Here is a 17,057-nt window from a genome sequence, read left to right as displayed (position 1 = left end):
TTAACTAGCCCAGAGATGACAGCAAAATGGGAGCAAGCGTTACAACAAATCAGTACCGAAGAACGCACCCCGGATAACTTTTTGAGCCAGATTAAAAAGTTCGTGGAAAAATTGATTGCTGATGTTCCCACACAATTGACTGGCAGTGCAGCCATTAAGCAACAAATCGATCACCAACAGCAAGCGCAAAAAGCCGCTGAAGTCTTCTTAGAAACACCGCAAGCGACCGTTTTAAATAAACAGAAGTTTTACATTGTGAAGCCAAAGCAAGGTGAAGATTTTACCTTACCTAAGAAATGGAGTAGCAAGACGCTCGGGAAGACCGCAATTAAAGCGTTGGTCACCAAGGGGGAAACCAGCAAATTAAAGGGTTTCAAGAGCAAAAAAGGAAAGTTGTTTGACGCCAAGTTAAAGCTTGACGGCCATAAATTAAGTTTTGATTTTGATTAGAACCTGCCTACCGCCCTACACTACGTTTCGGTTGGTGAACTCGTCATTTAGGTTCACTTTGACAACCCTAAAAGTAAACCTAAACAACGGGTGAGATTAGCAACGCAAAGGAGATCATAAATATGGATAACGAATTAACAGTCATTGGGAGTGAATTACCGGTTCTGCAGGCTAAAGAACCCTACAAGTATTTAAAGGAAATCACTGGTAACGGCGCTTATTATCAAGTAGCTTGGCAAAAATTATCTGACGGTTACGTTGCCCTTTATGGCACGACCTCGATTCAAATAAGATCATTGCCGACATTGAATGATATTTTTGAAGATGAGGAGGGGTAGACAATGCCGAGTAAAGCAGACATTAACGCCTGGAAAGCACAATTAGTCGCCCAGGCTGAACAACAAATCCTAAAATTAACCGATAGTGACCGATTTAAACAGTATCTTAATACCCTGGCTAAATTTCATCATTATAGCGCCAGAAACATTGAATTGATTTATGCGCAAAATCCGCAAGCCACTCAAGTCGCGGGTTTTAAGCAATGGCAGACGGCTTTTAACCGCACCGTCGACCGGGGCGCAAAAGCGATTCGGATTGCGGCCCCAATTATTAAGAAGTTAACACCAGCCGAGCAAAAGCAATTTAATACCACCGATGAGCGCGCCATTGTCGGTTATCGTTATCTACCCGTCTTTGATGTGTCACAAACTAGCGGTGAACCAGTGTTAAGTGCCAAGGATTTTGTCAAAGAAAATTTAGCCGATCATCAGAACGTGACGAGCTTGTATAACGCGTTCAAAGATTATTTAAACCAGCAAACCGACCTTAAAGTCAGTGAAGTGCCTTTAGCAAAGCTAAAGGGGGCTAAGGGGTATTTTCAACCCAGCACTAATGAAATCGTCATCGGTAGCGATGAGCCCGACAATGCTTTGAAACTGAAGACGTTATATCACGAATATGCGCATAGCCAGCTACACGGCTTAAAATCAGCCTTTAAAGATCGGCCACGAGCCTATCAGGAAACCCAAGCCGAAGCGGTTGCATATGTCGCCATGCAAAATATTGGTGTTGATACGGGTAATTACTCCCTCGGGTATGTGGCTACCTGGGCGAAAGATAAAGCCGTGATCCATAGTGCTTTAAGTGAAATTCAGCAAGTTAGCAACAAAGTGATTGAGCTTAGTGACGGGTTAACCAAACAATTAGGCTTACAAGAAGCACAAAAAGATCTTGAGCATGATTTAAAAAAGCTATCAGCTCAGGATCTTAATAAGTCCTATCAAAGCTTGCAACAACAAGTTCAGCAAACCACTAATCCACAACAAAAATCAGAAATAAAAAATAAGTTAAATGATGTACACCAGGAAATTAGTTATCGAACACAAAAACAGCTGAAAATAATGCAGAACGGTTGGTAGTACCTGGCAAAAGCGCGTATACTGAAACTAAAATAATTAGGAAAGTGGTGACCATGATGTGCGGTTGGGCTTTTANAAAATAATGCAGAACGGTTGGTAGTACCTGGCAAAAGCGCGTATACTGAAACTAAAATAATTAGGAAAGTGGTGACCATGATGTGCGGTTGGGCTTTTACTGGCGGTATGCCCTTTATGTGGATGGGTGGCGGCTTGGGCATTATCAGCTTACTGATTCTGTTAGCCGTTGGTGCTTACTTTTTAGGGACACGTTCACGCCATCACGATTAAAGTTCTCATTGGGATAATCAAAAAAGACTTTCAAGGCACGGCTTGATAAAGTGAACCCTTAAAATTGGACAACTTTATTAAGCTGCTTTCTGGACGGTAAGTTCCCGGTATTTTACCGGGGACTTGCCGTCCAGTTTTGTTTTGATGCGCCGATGATTGTAGAAGTCTATCCATTCGTTCATAGCTTCGATAAGCGCTGTTTTGGTCTCAAAATGTTCATCCATAACCTCGACTTTCATAATGTGAAAAAACGACTCCATGGCGGCGTTGTCGAGACAAGTGGCTTTACGTGACATACTCTGAAATACATGGTGCTCTTTAAGAACCTGTCTAGTATCTGCTGAATCTGGTAGAATTGTGGAAAACCGACTGAGGAGTTTGTCATGCCAGATTATCCAAGCAATATTTCTCGAGCGCAATTTGCGTTAATACAACCTGATTTAGAAAACTTCCGCAAGCATACAAGACCGCGTCGTTATGATCTTTATGACGTATTCAATGCCATCCTTTACTCGCTTACTATAGGGTGTCAATGGCGTGAATTACCGCACGATTTCCCAGAATGGCACACTGTCTACCGCTATTACGATATGTGGCGAGATAAACCAGACCCGACAGCTGATTCGCTATTAGAAAGGCTTTTAAAAAAACTGTTGCTTCCTATCGCTTTGCATAGGGCCGATCGGCCCGAACATGGTTCGCAGCTTTAAACATCATTGAAGGAATTGCGACCCCATTTTTTACAACGCTTTTAATGGCAATGATTCAACAAAGTTATCCAGCAGAAGAGTTAGGGCGGATTCTAGGCGTTTTGAATTCTTTGTTGAATCTAGCTGGACCAATTGGCTTAATTTTTGCCGGTCCCCTAGCTGATGTGATTGGCATTGAACGCCTATTTGTGATTGCAGGAATCGGTGCTGCCATTTGCGGGGTGGTCGCGGTGTTAATGCCAATTACCAGGCAATATGACATTAGGCTGCATCAAAAATTGGCGAAATTAACTGAGCAACCAGATAAGTAATTAACATGATGATCAAAAAGAGGAGAAAGACCAGACTACCAGCTGATCTTTCTCCTCTTTTTGTCATCACTTAATTACACGTTTTTAATCTTTTTACCAGTCAATCCCATCGCATTAATTGCCACGATAATTGTCGACATCGCCATGACCACAGCACCAACGGCTGGGTCTAGAATGATTCCAATAAATGACAACACACCGGCAGCGAGTGGAATTGCGACAATATTGTAGCCTGCTCCCCACCAGAGATTTTGAACCATTTTCCGATTTGTGATTTTAGCCAAATCAAGAAAATGTAAAATATCGCTGGGTTCTGATTTAACCAACACAACATCAGCGGAATCAATGGCAACATCGGTTCCGGCGCCAATTGCAATTCCAATATCGGCCGCGGCAAGACTTGGTGCGTCATTTACGCCGTCACCAACCATGATGACGTGATTGCCCTTTGCTTGATAATCAGCAATAATCTTTTGCTTATCATCTGGTAATAGGCCTGCATGGAATTCAGTCAATCCTAGTAAGTTAGCAACGTGTTCCGCGGCTTTTGGATTATCGCCAGTGAGCATTACGGGGGTAATTCCTCGCCTCTGAAGACCACTAATTAATTCCTTAGCACCCGCTTTGATGGTGTCACCTTCAGCAACCATTCCTTGAACTTGGGTGCCCTGCAATAGGAAGCTGACGGAATTACCCTTAGCAGCCCATTTATCAGCAGCGGCCTCGTCAAACCTGATCCCTTGCTTCGTTAAATAGTTACCATTAACAATCGTATAGTCAGTGCCATCAACATTACCGGAAATACCAACGCCCGGAATATTTTGAGACTTTTCAGCCGCAACGACTTCAATGTCCTTCGCTTGGGCTTCAGTAATGATTGCTTGGGCCAGCGGATGAGTCGAATTATTTTCAAGGGCGGCCAGTCGGCTTAATAACGTTGTTTCGTCAATCCCATCATTTGGAATCAATGCATTCACCGTAAATTTACCTTCTGTTAACGTGCCAGTTTTATCCAAGAGAACGTGGCTAACATGTTGACTTGCTTCAATGGCTTGGCGATTTCGAACTAATAGCCCATTTTGAGCGCCAATCGTAGTAGAACGAGAAACCACTAATGGAATCGCTAATCCTAATGCATGCGGGCAAGCAATCACGAAGACGGTCACCATGATCGTCATTGCAGTCGCCAATCCCTGGGGTAACCAGGCAAAGAAAGCAATAATCCCAACACCAAATGCCGCGTAAAATAGATACTTGGCAACTAAATCAGCTTTATCTTCTGCTTTAGATTTAGCTTGCTGGGCATTTTGAACCATTTTCATTACTTGAGAAAGATAGCCGGAGTCACCAGTACCACTAATTTTAACCGTTAGCGTCCCGTTATTGTTGGTTGCACCACCAATGACCTTATCGCCAACGTTCTTGGTAACGGCAGCAGATTCACCGGTTACCAGTGCTTCATTCACGGTCGACTCCCCAGCCGTAATAACACCATCGGCTGGAATACTCTCACCTGAACGCACTTGGAAAGCTTGACCAACTTTTAAATCAGATACTGGCACTTCTTTTGTTTCACCATTATCTGTAACTAGATGGGCCGTCTTAGGCAACAGGGCCGCCATCTTTTGTAAGGCATCCCCAGCCCCCATCAATGCATTCATTTCAATCCAGTGTCCTAGAAGCATAATTAAAATCAGGGTTGCAAGTTCGAACGAAAAATCCATTACATGATTTGCCGGGTTCAAGAAGTTGTTGGCAATAAATGCGTACAAACTGTAGAAATACGAAACGGAAATTCCAAGGGTTACTAGCGTCATCATTTCAGGAGATTTATCCTGAATTTCCGCTTTAGCCCCCTTTAAAAATGGCATTCCGCCATAAAAGTAAAGTGCTGTATCAAACAAAACGATGATAATGCCAACAATTAGCGGTGAACTGAAACTAAGGATGGAAACGTTTAAACCCATGATTGGTGCTAACAGTAAAACTGGAATCGCTAAGACAATGGAGACCCAAAATTTAACTTTCAAATTCCCCATATGCATCATTGAGCCACCGTGCATCATCATGTCGGTCCCAGCCATATCCATATCACCGTGATTCATCCCACTCATATTCATAGTTTCGTGATTCATGTTCATATGGTCCTCTTTATTTGCCATGATTATCGACCCCCTAAAAATAAGTGTGCGTAGCAAAGCGGTTAGAAGCCGGAATATAAGTTCCTTGTGTGGAAATCCCCGGGCTCGGGATTTTTCCACCAGGTTCTTATATTTAGGCTTCTGCTTTGCGGAGCACCATGCCACTATATGAATGAGAATTACGACAAAAATTCATAAGTTTCCGCCATCAGAAATCCCAGATTCTGGATTTTTGTGCAGCAATCCTAAAAGTAAACAGAACACCACAGTCTTAACACGTTTGATCACCTGGCAAGCAGTTACACTGAACTTCCTCGGGCGCTGTTTTGGCCTTTTCAGCTAGAATCGCCTGTAAGTTCGCAATATCCGCCCGTGAGAGTTCCCTTGACTGAATAACGCCGGCAATTGTTGAACCAGCCCGCATCGCACACATATGGTCAAACAAATCATCTGCCGCTGCCGCCATTGATTCCTTCTCGCCAACAACCGGCTTATACGTGAATGGTCGACTGCCGCCATGCTGCGCAACCGCCTGTTTTTGAATCAACCTGTGAAGTAGCGTTTTGGTTGTTGAAGCTGACCAGCCTTCTAATTCGTTCATAGCATCGATTAGTTCACGACTAGTCGCATGTCCCATTGTCCAAATTGCTCTCATAACCATCCATTCAGAATCGGTGATGGTTACATTCTTTGCATCCTTCAATTGGCTTCCTCTATTAATTGAATTCTAAGTTTACATTTGTAGCCTCTTAACACTTATTAGTTTACAACTGTAGTCACAATAATGCAACCTTTCTGCCAGAAAATACCATGACACTAAAAAAACGCCTAGATAATATTCTAGGCGTGGTTTGATACGATATATTAAATTAATGATCTGGGAATTTTTGGTTTTCTTGTTAGTATGGTGAAATGAAAGATTATCACGTGCCCTTATATTACCATGTCTTTATAGGAAAGCTCACACTAACTTCACCAACCGTCAATAGTGATATCACTAGTGTTAGCGTAGTTATCAAATATATGTTCCCGATGACATAACAAAGGCGCTGTATCGACAGTGAAAAAGCCGGCACAGCGCCTTTTGTTATATTCAAACTCTGGTCTCCTCTATAGGATTTCTCATTTTCATATTCATACCTGTCTAACAGTACGAACTACCAAGAGAACATATTATCTATACTTCATAAAACGGCCACTAGGGTATACCCTAGTGGCCTTTCTTGTTTCTGTGCTATACTAGGAATTACAAGTGTTCATTAGAACTGTCCAAAATGAGAGCTAAAAATGGCTAAAATCGGTTATGCTCGCGTGAGTTCCAAGGAGCAACATTTAGATCGACAGTTAGCGGCTTTAAAAGACGTTGATAAATTATTTACGGATAAATTAAGTGGGGCTAACACTAATCGGCCAGAACTGCAAAAAATGCTGGCCTATATTCGTGAGGGTGATATTGTAATGGTCACTGAATTAGATCGCTTAGGCAGAAACAACCATGATTTGACTAAGATCATGAACTCCATTCAAAATAAGGGTGCCACCCTAGATGTGTTAAATTTGCCGTCCATGACAGGGATTGCTGACCCAAATTTACGTCAACTGATGACCAACTTGATTATTGAACTCTATAAGTATCAGGCCGAAAGTGAACGTAAGCGAATCATTGAGCGCCAGCAACAAGGGATTGCCTTAGCTAAGCAGCAGGGTAAATATCATGGGCGTAAACCCCAATACACCCAAGACGATCCCCGCTTGCAACATGCTTTTAAACTTTATCAGGCAGGCATGAGTGATGTCGATGTTGCCCGTAATACAGGAATTAAACGGACAACCTTTATAAGGTATCGAAAGAAATTTAATGTTAAGGTAGATTGTAAATTATGAGCTTCTTTAAAGTGATTTCATTATGATGTATATGGCATAGTTGCTTTTCTTCGTATTTAGGATTAGTATTTTGCAATGCTATATTTCAATAATTAACGTTGGGGGCAAGCAAATATGAATAAGCAACTAGAACGTGTTTCTTTTGCGGGGGCACTTGTTACTTTAGGAATTGTGTACGGTGATATTGGCACTTCACCATTGTATGTTATGAATGCATTGATTGGTGACGCCGGTAAAATGGGAAATATTTCTCCCGATTACGTGATTGGATCGATCTCGTTGATTTTTTGGACATTAATGATCATTACAACGTTGAAGTATGTTGTCATTGCAATGCAAGCCGATAATAAGCGTGAGGGCGGAATTTTTGCTTTATATGCATTGGTTCGAAAAAATTCAAAATGGTTAATTTGGCCAGCCTTGATTGGCGGGGCGGCCATTTTGGCCGATGGAACATTAACTCCTGCAGTAACTGTGACTTCAGCCATTGAGGGATTAAAAAAACAACGCCTTGGCCCTGTGGTGTTTAGTAATTCTCAACATAACGTCTTGATTATCACAACAGTTGTTCTACTCGTATTATTTATGATTCAACATTTTGGAACAGGTATGATTGGGAAATCCTTTGGACCAGTGATGATTTTATGGTTTGGCTTTTTGGCTGTCTTTGGAATCGTTAATCTAATCAATTATCCAATGATATTGAAGGCTATTTCTCCTTATTATGCAATTAGGATACTATTCAGTCCAGTTAACAAAGTGGGAATCTTTATACTTGGAAGTATCTTTTTGGCAACCACAGGAGCAGAGGCTTTATATTCCGATATGGGTCACGTTGGCAAGAAGAATATTTATGTAACCTGGCCACTAGTATATAGCACCCTATTTTTAAATTACTTAGGTCAGGGGGCTTGGATAATTAGACATGCAGGTGACACTGCTTACAGGCACTTATCGAACTTAAATCCCTTTTATGAAATGCTCCCAGGGCCTTGGCGCCTAGTTGGCATTTTGCTAGCCACACTCGCTGCAATCATTGCCTCTCAGGCGTTGATTACGGGTTCTTACACTTTAGTCGATGAAGCAATTGGCTTAAAATTTTTACCTAGAATGGTTATTAGACATCCAAGTAATATAAAAAATCAAATTTATATTGCAACTGTTAATTGGATACTATGTATAATAACAATCAGTGTAGTCTGGTTCTTTGGTAGCTCACAAAAAATGGAGGCTGCGTATGGTTTAGCAATCACTATTACCATGCTTATGACTACCGTGCTTTTGCATGAATTTTTAAATAAACACCTAAATAAGGGAACGGCGCTTATAATTGCCTTGTTTTTTGGTTTTATTGAACTAATCTTTCTAATTTCAAGTTTGGTTAAGTTTATTCATGGCGGTTATGTTACGTTAACAATCATGTTGGGCATTCTTTATATTATGTGGCTTTGGTACTTTGGAAATAAACGAAGAGAACATTATGAGAAAGAAAGCGAGTATGTTTCACTTCTTGACTATCGTGATCAACTCTCTAAATTAAGCGCAGACAATACAGTACCTTTGTTCACGACTAACTTAGTGTATATGACTAAAATTAAGGGTGATTACCAAATTAAGCGTAGTACCATATATTCTATTCTCGACAGACAACCTAAAAGAGCTAAAGTTTATTGGTTTGTTACAGTCAATGAAACCAATGCACCTTATGAAAGTAATTATACAGTTGATTTACTTGAGACGCATAATGTTGTTAACGTTCAATTGTACTTAGGGTTTAAGAAATCTCAATCCGTTAGTGTCTATTTACATCAAATTGTAAATCATCTAGTGGAACAAGGTATTTTAGAACCACAAATACCCACATATTCAACAGAGCGACAACGGAAAGTCGGCGACTTTAAGTTTGTCATTATAAAGGAACAACCAGCAGATTTAATTGTCAATGATCAGTTAAGCTCGTTAGATAGAAGATTGATTGGGGGACGCATCTATTTGCAGAAAATTACGGCCTCACCTATTTCATGGTATGGTTTGGAGTTTAGCAATGTCATAGAAGAAAGTTCCCCGTTATTTATTACTCAAGATCGGGATCAGTACTTAATTCAAAAGAAAATTTATCATCGAGGTAGCTTAAGTAAGACCGAAAAATGAGTATGCAGTAGTTTAAGTGCAACAACTAAGTTAGAAAAATTATATTTAGTTTTAGGTAGATTGTAAAATTAACCTTCAATGCATATTAATAATATTTCTAACGTTCATAATGAGTTTGAATCAATTTATTATAATAAGAATTATAAATAGTTTATCGACAGATTTTAGAGTTTCTATTAACCCGAGCCAATCAACGATGCTGCTAAGCCGGTTCAGGGTGGTCAAACAGAGGATACTAATTTTGGAGATCAATGGTTGCCTTGAACTGATGAAACTGACCAACGACATATGACACTGAGGGGCTTATTACTATTAGTCATGAGTAGTTTGTTAGGACTCCTCGGAATGACTAAGCGGCAGCAAAAAGAATAGGATGATATTATATGCTAAATCATCAGCAAATTAAGAACCAGTTTGAGAGCTTAACAACCCTGCAAGCTATTCAGAATCAGGCATACCAGATGTTAGTGCAAGGACTGGCCAAAACTGACTTTTCAATGCGTGAGTGGGGAATATTAGTCTATCTTGAACAACATGGGCAAGCTACTGCTAGTGAATTATCTGATGCATTCACGGTCACGCGCACACTAATTTCCAGGAATACTTGGCGATTGATTCAAGATAATTTAATTCAATCACAAGTGAATCCAAATGATCGACGAGTTGTTTGGCTATCTTTGACTGTTAATGGCCAAGAAAGGGTCCAGGAAGGTGTTCGGCAAGTGCAAGAAAATTTAAAAACTTTCAACCAAAGTCACGATTTGGAGAAGTTGACTAAACAAGTGGAAACTTTGTCACAACAACTGGCTAAGATAAATTAAAAGTTTTTCAAAGTAAATAAAGATGCCTTAATGTAAATAAAGATCGGTCCGTTAAAACCCTTGGGTTTGAGCAGGCCGGTCTTTTATTGAAGTGAAGCAAATTTAAACATTAAGATTATTTTTTGCCTGTGACAATAATCATTTTGTATAACCAAGTAATCAATCAGGCACTACAAGTGGCTAAGCGTTCCCCCTGTTAAAAGGGATTAGATAAAAATTTTTCTTGACGTTTTTTATATATAATGATTAAAGTGTTTAAACAGGATGAAGTAGGGGCCATTACTTTAAAGTTGTGGCCTGCTTTATTCTATTAATTATAAAATTTGTTAGTAAACAATCAAAAATCATTGTGAAGCGAACCTAATCTATTTTTTACGAACAGCATTCAGATTAATTTTACAATCCATCATCACTTTATCTTTTAATTCTTTTTGTTCTCTTTTATCTCGTTCATAAAAGCTCTCCAAAAATAAAAATCACTTGAGACATTCGAAAATCAAATCACTAATAAACAGAAATAAAAATTTTGACTTCATTTACCATTTAAGAAAGCATATAATCAATAAATATTTGCCAACCCCACCATTTTGATGGATCTTTTTTAACTATATCATCCATACTAGACATAGTATTTAAAGAAATTTCGGTTATCGTTTGTTTTTCTGATTGAGAGGCCAAGTCGTCACCTAAAACAACATTTGGTAATTTTCTATTATTTAGTTTTTTTAATTTTAAAGGAACTAGTGGAATCGAATTTTGGCACGCTAAGCGGGCAGGACCAGATGGTACGTAGACATTTTGATTTAAGAATTCCCCTGTTAATTTAGGCTTTTTTCCTAATGTAAATTCAGGAAACATAATCAAATTTGACCCACATTTAACTCTTTTTAATGCTTTATGTAGAGTATTAAAGTCTTGAATTCCATATAGATGAATTCTTTGAGAAAAACTTGTGTTTTCTAGTAGGTGCTCCCATACGCTTACTAGGCTCTTATCCATCAATATAGTTATATCTATTTTGTTAGCTGCCATTATCGGAATTATTGACATATAAGAACCATAGTGCGGATATATAAAAATATTGTTACTCTTTCTTTTCAAGAAATTATTCGGGTCTTCTATTGCACCTTTGTACTCATCAATATCAGCGTAAAGAACAGCTAGTATAACATCTAACATCATTTTATTCCTGTAGTTTGCCCATTTAGAAATCAATTCTTTGGACATTTCTATCTGGGGAACTGTTTCTTTAATTCTTTGCATTATTTGTTTATATTTTTGGGACCTGTTAACAAGATTTGGATTATAAACACATCTGCTTGATTTTAACAAAATTTCTCTTACATCTTCTAAAGGCAATCTACTCATGATTTTATAAACTTCAAAATTTCTTGAGAATACATCATAATCCAATATAGAGTCATTATTAATATCTTTGATAATCAAGCTCCCCCTTTATTAGTCTAATTATTCCCTGCTCTGCGCGTAGTACTACGTAATTAAAAAATCCAATTTCACCTTCTTATAAGTTTTTTAGATCAACTGGTATCACGCGTTTTATTATATACCTTGACATAAAATTAAAAAAGGATTAGATTAAAGAAGGATTAGAAAGGCTACATTTTGATTGCACTTAGCTAATTATTTGCTACTAACTAGCCAAATCTTTTCAGCATAACCTTTCCGTTCATCAACTAAAGGAGATGATTTCAATGGAAAAAGTATCTGAGGTCAAAGTACTTGCTCATGAAGAAAAAAATGGTAGTTGCTAAAATTTCCTAAAAAAGAGAGGATTTCAGTCCTCTCTTTTTTAGGAAATTCTAATTTACAATGGATGTTGACATTTATTTATATACGTGGTAATAGCAAAACTTAGACAGTAATCGTTTTAAAGTACAAAAAAGGGAGAATATTATGAATATCCATTTCAAACCAGGAATTAGTATATTGAAAGATAAACAGTCTGGTTTAATACATTTTTCAATTTCTGTGAGTAGCCTACATAAAATCTATCAGTTGACACCTGAATATCAATTATTCATTGAGTTACTAAAGTCTGATCATGATGTTGACTCTCTTTTTAAAAAAATTAAGGTTCGCTATCCTAACTTTGATAAAAATCAGTTTATAAAAAACATAGATTTGCTGCGTAAAGATGGCATATTAAGTATAAAGACCGACCTTCCTACTGATATAACAACACAGGATGTTCAGCGCTACCAACGTCAAGTGCAATTCTTTAGCGACTTAGCTCCAGAAACAATAGATCCTTGGCAATATCAAAGTAAATTAAAGAAAGCATCAGTTCTTATTATTGGCTTAGGTGGAATTGGAAGCTGGATAGCCCAATCGCTAGCAATGATTGGTGTGGGAAAATTGGTATTATGTGACTTTGATACAGTCTCTGTACACAATCTTACTAGGCAAACCATGTACAATATTAATGATATAGGTACATATAAGAGTGAGGCCCTTTCTAAACATCTCAAACAAAACAATACAGAAATAAACATTAAAGAGATTAGATTCAAAATGGAGAACGAAAAAGATCTATTAATGTTAAAATCCGAAATAATACAGACTGATTTAGTAATTAACTGTGCAGATTTTCCTGATATTAACACTACTTCTAGATGGGTATCAAGCTTATGCATGAAGCTTAACAAGCCTCATATCATAGGTGGAGGATATACTGGCCATATAGGTCTGATTGGTCCGACCATTATCCCCTTCCAAGGAGCTTGTTGGAATTGTTTTGAACGAAAATACAAGAATGATTTAAAAGATCATCACTTTGACATTCTTCTGAATACTCGAAAAAGCTCTGGAGCTGTTGTCTTTTTATCAAGTATAATTGCTAATATTCAGGCATGGGATGGCGTCAGAGTCATAACAGGAATTGGCTCCCCTTTAATGTTGAATCGTAAGGGTTTTCTTGACCTAGACACATTAAAAATTGACTGGGAAATAGTTTCTAAAGATCCTAATTGCGAGGTTTGCCAAACCACTTCTTATGATAAGAACAGTTAATTGTAAATCGTTTTAATCAACTCAGTGTAATAATCCTCGTATTAGGATATTGAAAGATTGAAGGGCTAGATTTGAAAATTATAAGTGATAAGAACAACAATATCATCACCAATAGAGAATCAAACATTCAAATCAGCAAGGATTTTCTTAGTAATTTTATCAGCTCTTTAAGCGGTAAGATGTTTTCTTTTGGTTTAGGTTTAATGCTACTTGACCAAACAAGGTCAGCATTAAGCTTTGGAATGAATATGTTAATTTCTCCAATAATTGGTCTATTATTTCTTGTTCCTATTGGAAATATTGTTGATAAGGTCAACCACAAAAAAATTTTAATCTATAGTATGTCTTTAAGAATGTGTGCTTTGTTAGTATTTGCCTTTACCATAAATAGATTTCCAGGAGCATACAAGCTAATTCCAGTGCTTCTATTTTTAATCATCGATTCCATATCTGTAAATTTTTCCGATGTCTGCTATAGCGCTTCTATTCACGAGCTTGTAAACACAAATAGAATACAGAAGCTAAGCTCCTTAACTCAAACAGCAACTTCAATTTCATCTATTCTGTCTCCAACATTAGGAATTGGCTTGTATAGCGCTTTAGGATTTAAGGGATTCATATTAATAGAAATCTCCGCGTCTATATTATCATTTTTAATCATGTTAACGATGAAATTTCACTATCAGAAAACAAGACTTACAATCAAAGATTATAATGAACATGGTAGTAACTCACCCTTAAAGACTTTTAAAATGGGATTGTCATATATAAATAAACGTGCACTGATTAAGTATATTATTATAATTAGCGTTATGCTGAATTTCTTTTATACGGCGCTTAACATAGGTCCTCCGTTCATTATAAAGAATCAATTGCATGGCGGAAATACTCCTATAGGAATGTTTGAAACAGGTAGTGCAATCGGTATGCTACTAGGTAGCCTGCTAATGAATTTTTTGCCGAACACTAATAAAAAACGATTTGCTTTCAAAATGTTTATTCCCTTTTTTATACTCGATACACAATTTATTTTACTTGGATTACTGTTCTTATCTACTAGTAATGCTCTCTTTGTCTCACTATTTGGTAGCTTGATAATGGGATTAGTTTCTTTCAGTTTGGCAGTTTTAAATATAATAGTACAGGTTCGCTTGCAGAAAACTGTACCAACAGAACTCTTAGGCCGCGTGATAGCTACATTAACAACTGCAAACACATCCATTATGCCACTCGGTATTTTGATCTTTTCTTTTTTATTTCAAAATACCGATTCGGGTGGAAGTATCTTTATTTTTAGTGGGCTAACACTTCTTTTATATACTTTAATTTTTTTCAAATCAATCCGACATGCTATAAGAAATGACAATAAATTGTAAACACAACTACAAACTTCCAGAATACTATAGGTCAGTAATTGATTTGCCAGTATCTCATTCAATTATTATGGTAGATTGCAAATTTAATCCGAATTTTTGGACAAATTTGTCAGCATAACCTGATACGGTGTTTGCCAGTCGAGTATTTTAAGCGGTCGCTGGTTAATTTGGAGTAACGTCGTCGTTAAATCTTGAGCACTAATGTGCTCAAAACGAGTCCCTTTAGGATAAAAATAACGTAAATTCCGATTAAAGCGGTCATTACTACCACGTTCAGCTGGCGTATAAGCATGGCAGTAATAGGCCTTAATACCATATTGTGATTCAAGTGATACTAGCCCACTAAACTCAGTGCCACGGTCCACAGTAAAGCTGTGCACCGGACCATTAAAAGTGGTTAGGAACTTAGTTAGTGCTTCATTAACAGTCGCTGTCGTCCGATCTTTTAACCGGTATGCCCAAAGGAACCGTGATTTGCGATCGATTAAAGTTAATAAAACTGCCTTACTATGCCCACGAGGACCAACGACTGTATCTAGTTCAAAATCGCCGATGCGATTACGTTGATTAATCATCATGGGACGCTGTTCAATTGATCGCCCCAAAGATTGATTATATTTGGATCGTTGGTCAACGTTACGCCGTTGGCGCACGCCATGTTCAGGCAAATCATTTAAAGAAAACTCAATTTTCCCTTGATTTAACCAATTATAAATTGATTTAGTCGCTAGTTTAAATTCGTGAGCTATCATTTCTGGTGACCAACTTAGCCGTAAATGGTTTAAAATTATTTGCCTTAATTTGTCATTCAATTTAGTCTTTCGGCCACATCGTGACCGCTTGTATTCGGCATCTGTTTGGGCCACTTCGGCCTGGTAAGGTTCACATCGAGATAATTCATAAGAAATTGTTGACGGTGATCGGTTCAGCCGAACGCCCATTTGGATATTGGACAGCCCTAGTTCACAAAAGGTTTCGATTTTAATTCGTTCGGAATAGGTTATACTAGACAAAAGATCAGCTCCTAAAAGATGGGTTTGTGGTAAACACCATTTTAAAGGAAGCTGGTCTTTTTTGTCCAAACACTGGTCAGACAATTTTGGGGCCTATGATATTTGGTGTTGATAGATAAAATTCATCAACACTATTCTTATACTTAGACACCAAATATCATAGAACCATAATTAACAGAGCAAATCAGGTCACAACTTAACAGTTGTGGCCTGTTTTTTGATGCTGTATAATTAAAGGGTTAGAACCGTGTCATTACTTAATGACATAAACAAGGAGAGAAAAAGATGAAATATGGCTATGCGCGGGTCAGTACCACTGATCAAAAATTAGCAAATCAAATTGAGTTACTAAAATTGGCAGGAGCAGAAAAAATCTTTCAAGAAAAGTTTACCGGCACAACTACCGAACGACCGGAGTTTCAAAAACTGTTGCGCGTTCTAAAAACAGGCGATACTTTGATTGTTACTAAGTTGGATCGGTTTGCACGGAACACGCGCGAGGCCTTAGCCATTATCCAAGAGTTGTTTAAAGAAAATGTCAAAGTCAACATTTTGAATATGGGCTTAATTGACAATACGCCGACTGGACAACTAGTCTTTACAATATTTAGCGCCTTTGCGCAGTTTGAACGCGATATGATTGTCACGCGCACACAAGAAGGTAAATTGTATGCCAAGCAACATGATCCGTTGTTTCGGGAAGGGCGACCGAAAACGTATTCTGATGAACAGATCAGATTTGCTTATGAGTTGCGAAAACAAGGCATGACTTATAAGATGATTGAACGAAAGACGGGGATTAGTAAACGCACGCAACAGCGAAGGTTTAAGTCGATTTAAAAATAGGTGTTTTAATAATTGAATGTTTAATTAATCACGTACGCCGGGGATTGCCGCTTTATTAAACAGTTGTGAGAGAAATTTATTTAGGGATTTTAAGCATTATTTACACCTGTTGTGCTATTGAGGTTAGTTGTGATAAGGATTAATTTGTACTACAAAAGACCTACTCAATTGTTAGTTGAGCAGGCCTTTTGTGGGTATTTTGATTAGAGCTATTAACCCTATGCTAATTATAAGGCTTAGCTTTCAAATGGAACATACTATTATCCAAATTATGATTTGTTAAGGTGGTGTTGTCATAGTTACTGAATTGAATCAATTGGGCAGAAACAAGAAAAATTTAACTAAGACCATGGACACCATTCAAAATTAAGGGAAGGTCATCCTAAATCTATTGCCAATGGCGGGAATTGTTGATTTTTATTTATGCCAACTCGTGACCACATCTTATCATTGGATGGTATGAATGATGTTGACAGAAAAACTAGCATTAGAGACCTCCTTATTATATATAGTAAAGGATACTAAACGAAATAGAGGGAGTGTCAAGAATCTTGTGTAAATGAAATGCCTTCGTACATATAATATGTATCTAACTTAAATAAATGATGCTTCCAAGGT

General features: G+C 37.9%; 14 protein-coding genes and 3 pseudogenes. 12 read left to right on the top strand and 5 right to left on the bottom strand.

Going from position 1 to position 17,057, the window contains the following annotated elements; genetic code table 11:
- The 4 genes from ACOV1R_RS13950 to ACOV1R_RS13935 all read left to right on the top strand — a co-directional run.
- The coding region (locus tag ACOV1R_RS13950) for a topoisomerase C-terminal repeat-containing protein (RefSeq protein WP_424744171.1) at nucleotides 1-450 on the top strand (450 nt) is incomplete at its 5' end.
- Nucleotides 451-572: 122 nt separating this feature from the next.
- Nucleotides 573-788, top strand: coding sequence for a hypothetical protein (locus ACOV1R_RS13945; RefSeq protein ID WP_071665496.1), 216 nt, complete (start codon nucleotides 573-575; stop codon nucleotides 786-788).
- A gap of 3 nt (nucleotides 789-791) precedes the next feature.
- Nucleotides 792-1,868 carry an ArdC-like ssDNA-binding domain-containing protein gene (locus tag ACOV1R_RS13940; RefSeq protein ID WP_071665495.1) on the top strand — a complete coding sequence of 359 codons (1,077 nt, stop codon included), beginning with the start codon at nucleotides 792-794 and terminating at the stop codon, nucleotides 1,866-1,868.
- Between the two features lie 153 nt (nucleotides 1,869-2,021).
- Nucleotides 2,022-2,156 carry a hypothetical protein gene (locus tag ACOV1R_RS13935; RefSeq protein WP_003645890.1) on the top strand — a complete coding sequence of 45 codons (135 nt, stop codon included), beginning with the start codon at nucleotides 2,022-2,024 and terminating at the stop codon, nucleotides 2,154-2,156.
- A gap of 77 nt (nucleotides 2,157-2,233) precedes the next feature.
- On the opposite strand, the pseudogene ACOV1R_RS13930 reads toward ACOV1R_RS13935, so the two are convergent.
- Nucleotides 2,234-2,488 (bottom strand): annotated as a pseudogene (locus ACOV1R_RS13930) (IS3 family transposase); the annotation flags it as partial.
- 51 nt (nucleotides 2,489-2,539) lie between these two features.
- On the opposite strand from ACOV1R_RS13930, the pseudogene ACOV1R_RS13925 reads away from it, so the two are divergent.
- Nucleotides 2,540-2,829: pseudogene (locus tag ACOV1R_RS13925) on the top strand (transposase); the annotation flags it as partial.
- A gap of 21 nt (nucleotides 2,830-2,850) precedes the next feature.
- Nucleotides 2,851-3,177, top strand: a pseudogene (locus tag ACOV1R_RS13920) (MFS transporter); the annotation flags it as partial.
- Nucleotides 3,178-3,251: 74 nt separating this feature from the next.
- Here ACOV1R_RS13920 and ACOV1R_RS13915 read toward each other — a convergent pair.
- Both ACOV1R_RS13915 and ACOV1R_RS13910 read right to left on the bottom strand, forming a co-directional pair.
- Nucleotides 3,252-5,339, bottom strand: a complete 2,088-nt coding sequence (locus ACOV1R_RS13915; protein WP_225366510.1) for a heavy metal translocating P-type ATPase — start codon at nucleotides 5,337-5,339, stop codon at nucleotides 3,252-3,254.
- Nucleotides 5,340-5,589: 250 nt separating this feature from the next.
- Nucleotides 5,590-6,021 carry a CopY/TcrY family copper transport repressor gene (locus ACOV1R_RS13910; RefSeq protein WP_002816262.1) on the bottom strand — a complete coding sequence of 144 codons (432 nt, stop codon included), beginning with the start codon at nucleotides 6,019-6,021 and terminating at the stop codon, nucleotides 5,590-5,592.
- A gap of 584 nt (nucleotides 6,022-6,605) precedes the next feature.
- On the opposite strand from ACOV1R_RS13910, the gene ACOV1R_RS13905 reads away from it, so the two are divergent.
- The 3 genes from ACOV1R_RS13905 to ACOV1R_RS13895 all read left to right on the top strand — a co-directional run bounded on the left by ACOV1R_RS13905 (nucleotide 6,606) and on the right by ACOV1R_RS13895 (nucleotide 10,174).
- Nucleotides 6,606-7,202, top strand: a complete 597-nt coding sequence (locus ACOV1R_RS13905; protein ID WP_020923832.1) for a recombinase family protein — start codon at nucleotides 6,606-6,608, stop codon at nucleotides 7,200-7,202.
- A gap of 114 nt (nucleotides 7,203-7,316) precedes the next feature.
- Nucleotides 7,317-9,353: a KUP/HAK/KT family potassium transporter gene (locus tag ACOV1R_RS13900; RefSeq protein WP_219033536.1), complete on the top strand. Its 2,037-nt coding sequence runs from the start codon at nucleotides 7,317-7,319 to the stop codon at nucleotides 9,351-9,353.
- 383 nt (nucleotides 9,354-9,736) lie between these two features.
- Nucleotides 9,737-10,174 (top strand): MarR family winged helix-turn-helix transcriptional regulator, encoded by a 438-nt coding sequence (locus tag ACOV1R_RS13895; RefSeq protein WP_020923830.1) that lies wholly within the window; start codon nucleotides 9,737-9,739, stop codon nucleotides 10,172-10,174.
- A 543-nt stretch (nucleotides 10,175-10,717) separates the two neighbouring features.
- Here ACOV1R_RS13895 and ACOV1R_RS13890 read toward each other — a convergent pair.
- Nucleotides 10,718-11,620, bottom strand: a complete 903-nt coding sequence (locus ACOV1R_RS13890) for a hypothetical protein (protein WP_104796127.1) — start codon at nucleotides 11,618-11,620, stop codon at nucleotides 10,718-10,720.
- A 501-nt stretch (nucleotides 11,621-12,121) separates the two neighbouring features.
- Here ACOV1R_RS13890 and ACOV1R_RS13885 point away from each other — a divergent pair.
- Together ACOV1R_RS13885 and ACOV1R_RS13880 are read left to right on the top strand one after the other, a co-directional pair.
- Nucleotides 12,122-13,204, top strand: a complete 1,083-nt coding sequence (locus ACOV1R_RS13885) for a HesA/MoeB/ThiF family protein (RefSeq protein WP_158660350.1) — start codon at nucleotides 12,122-12,124, stop codon at nucleotides 13,202-13,204.
- Between the two features lie 80 nt (nucleotides 13,205-13,284).
- Nucleotides 13,285-14,580: an MFS transporter gene (locus ACOV1R_RS13880; protein WP_104796131.1), complete on the top strand. Its 1,296-nt coding sequence runs from the start codon at nucleotides 13,285-13,287 to the stop codon at nucleotides 14,578-14,580.
- Between the two features lie 83 nt (nucleotides 14,581-14,663).
- Here the strand turns inward: ACOV1R_RS13880 and ACOV1R_RS13875 are convergent, their stop codons facing one another.
- The gene (locus ACOV1R_RS13875) at nucleotides 14,664-15,593 is read right to left on the bottom strand and encodes an IS30 family transposase (protein ID WP_424744155.1); all 930 of its coding nucleotides are present in this window, start codon (nucleotides 15,591-15,593) and stop codon (nucleotides 14,664-14,666) included.
- A 285-nt stretch (nucleotides 15,594-15,878) separates the two neighbouring features.
- Between ACOV1R_RS13875 and ACOV1R_RS13870 the strand changes: the two genes are divergently transcribed.
- Complete coding sequence (locus ACOV1R_RS13870) at nucleotides 15,879-16,433, top strand: recombinase family protein (RefSeq protein WP_020923829.1); 555 nt, start codon at nucleotides 15,879-15,881, stop codon at nucleotides 16,431-16,433.
- Nucleotides 16,434-17,057 lie beyond the last annotated feature (624 nt).

It is taken from the genome of Lactiplantibacillus sp. YT640, from assembly GCF_049745435.1.
Classification (GTDB): domain Bacteria; phylum Bacillota; class Bacilli; order Lactobacillales; family Lactobacillaceae; genus Lactiplantibacillus; species Lactiplantibacillus plantarum.
Note: the sequence above shows the minus strand (reverse complement) of the source record. Positions and strands in the feature narration are given on the sequence as shown.

What these genes read in the sequence shown, in the direction of transcription:
- ACOV1R_RS13945 (WP_071665496.1), top strand. Translation starts at nt 573, where the DNA reads ATGGATAACGAATTAACAGTCATTGGGAGTGAATTACCGGTTCTGCAG.
- ACOV1R_RS13940 (WP_071665495.1), top strand. Translation starts at nt 792, where the DNA reads ATGCCGAGTAAAGCAGACATTAACGCCTGGAAAGCACAATTAGTCGCC.
- ACOV1R_RS13935 (WP_003645890.1), top strand. Translation starts at nt 2,022, where the DNA reads ATGATGTGCGGTTGGGCTTTTACTGGCGGTATGCCCTTTATGTGGATG.
- ACOV1R_RS13915 (WP_225366510.1), bottom strand. Translation starts at nt 5,339, where the DNA reads ATGGCAAATAAAGAGGACCATATGAACATGAATCACGAAACTATGAAT.
- ACOV1R_RS13905 (WP_020923832.1), top strand. Translation starts at nt 6,606, where the DNA reads ATGGCTAAAATCGGTTATGCTCGCGTGAGTTCCAAGGAGCAACATTTA.
- ACOV1R_RS13900 (WP_219033536.1), top strand. Translation starts at nt 7,317, where the DNA reads ATGAATAAGCAACTAGAACGTGTTTCTTTTGCGGGGGCACTTGTTACT.
- ACOV1R_RS13895 (WP_020923830.1), top strand. Translation starts at nt 9,737, where the DNA reads ATGCTAAATCATCAGCAAATTAAGAACCAGTTTGAGAGCTTAACAACC.
- ACOV1R_RS13870 (WP_020923829.1), top strand. Translation starts at nt 15,879, where the DNA reads ATGAAATATGGCTATGCGCGGGTCAGTACCACTGATCAAAAATTAGCA.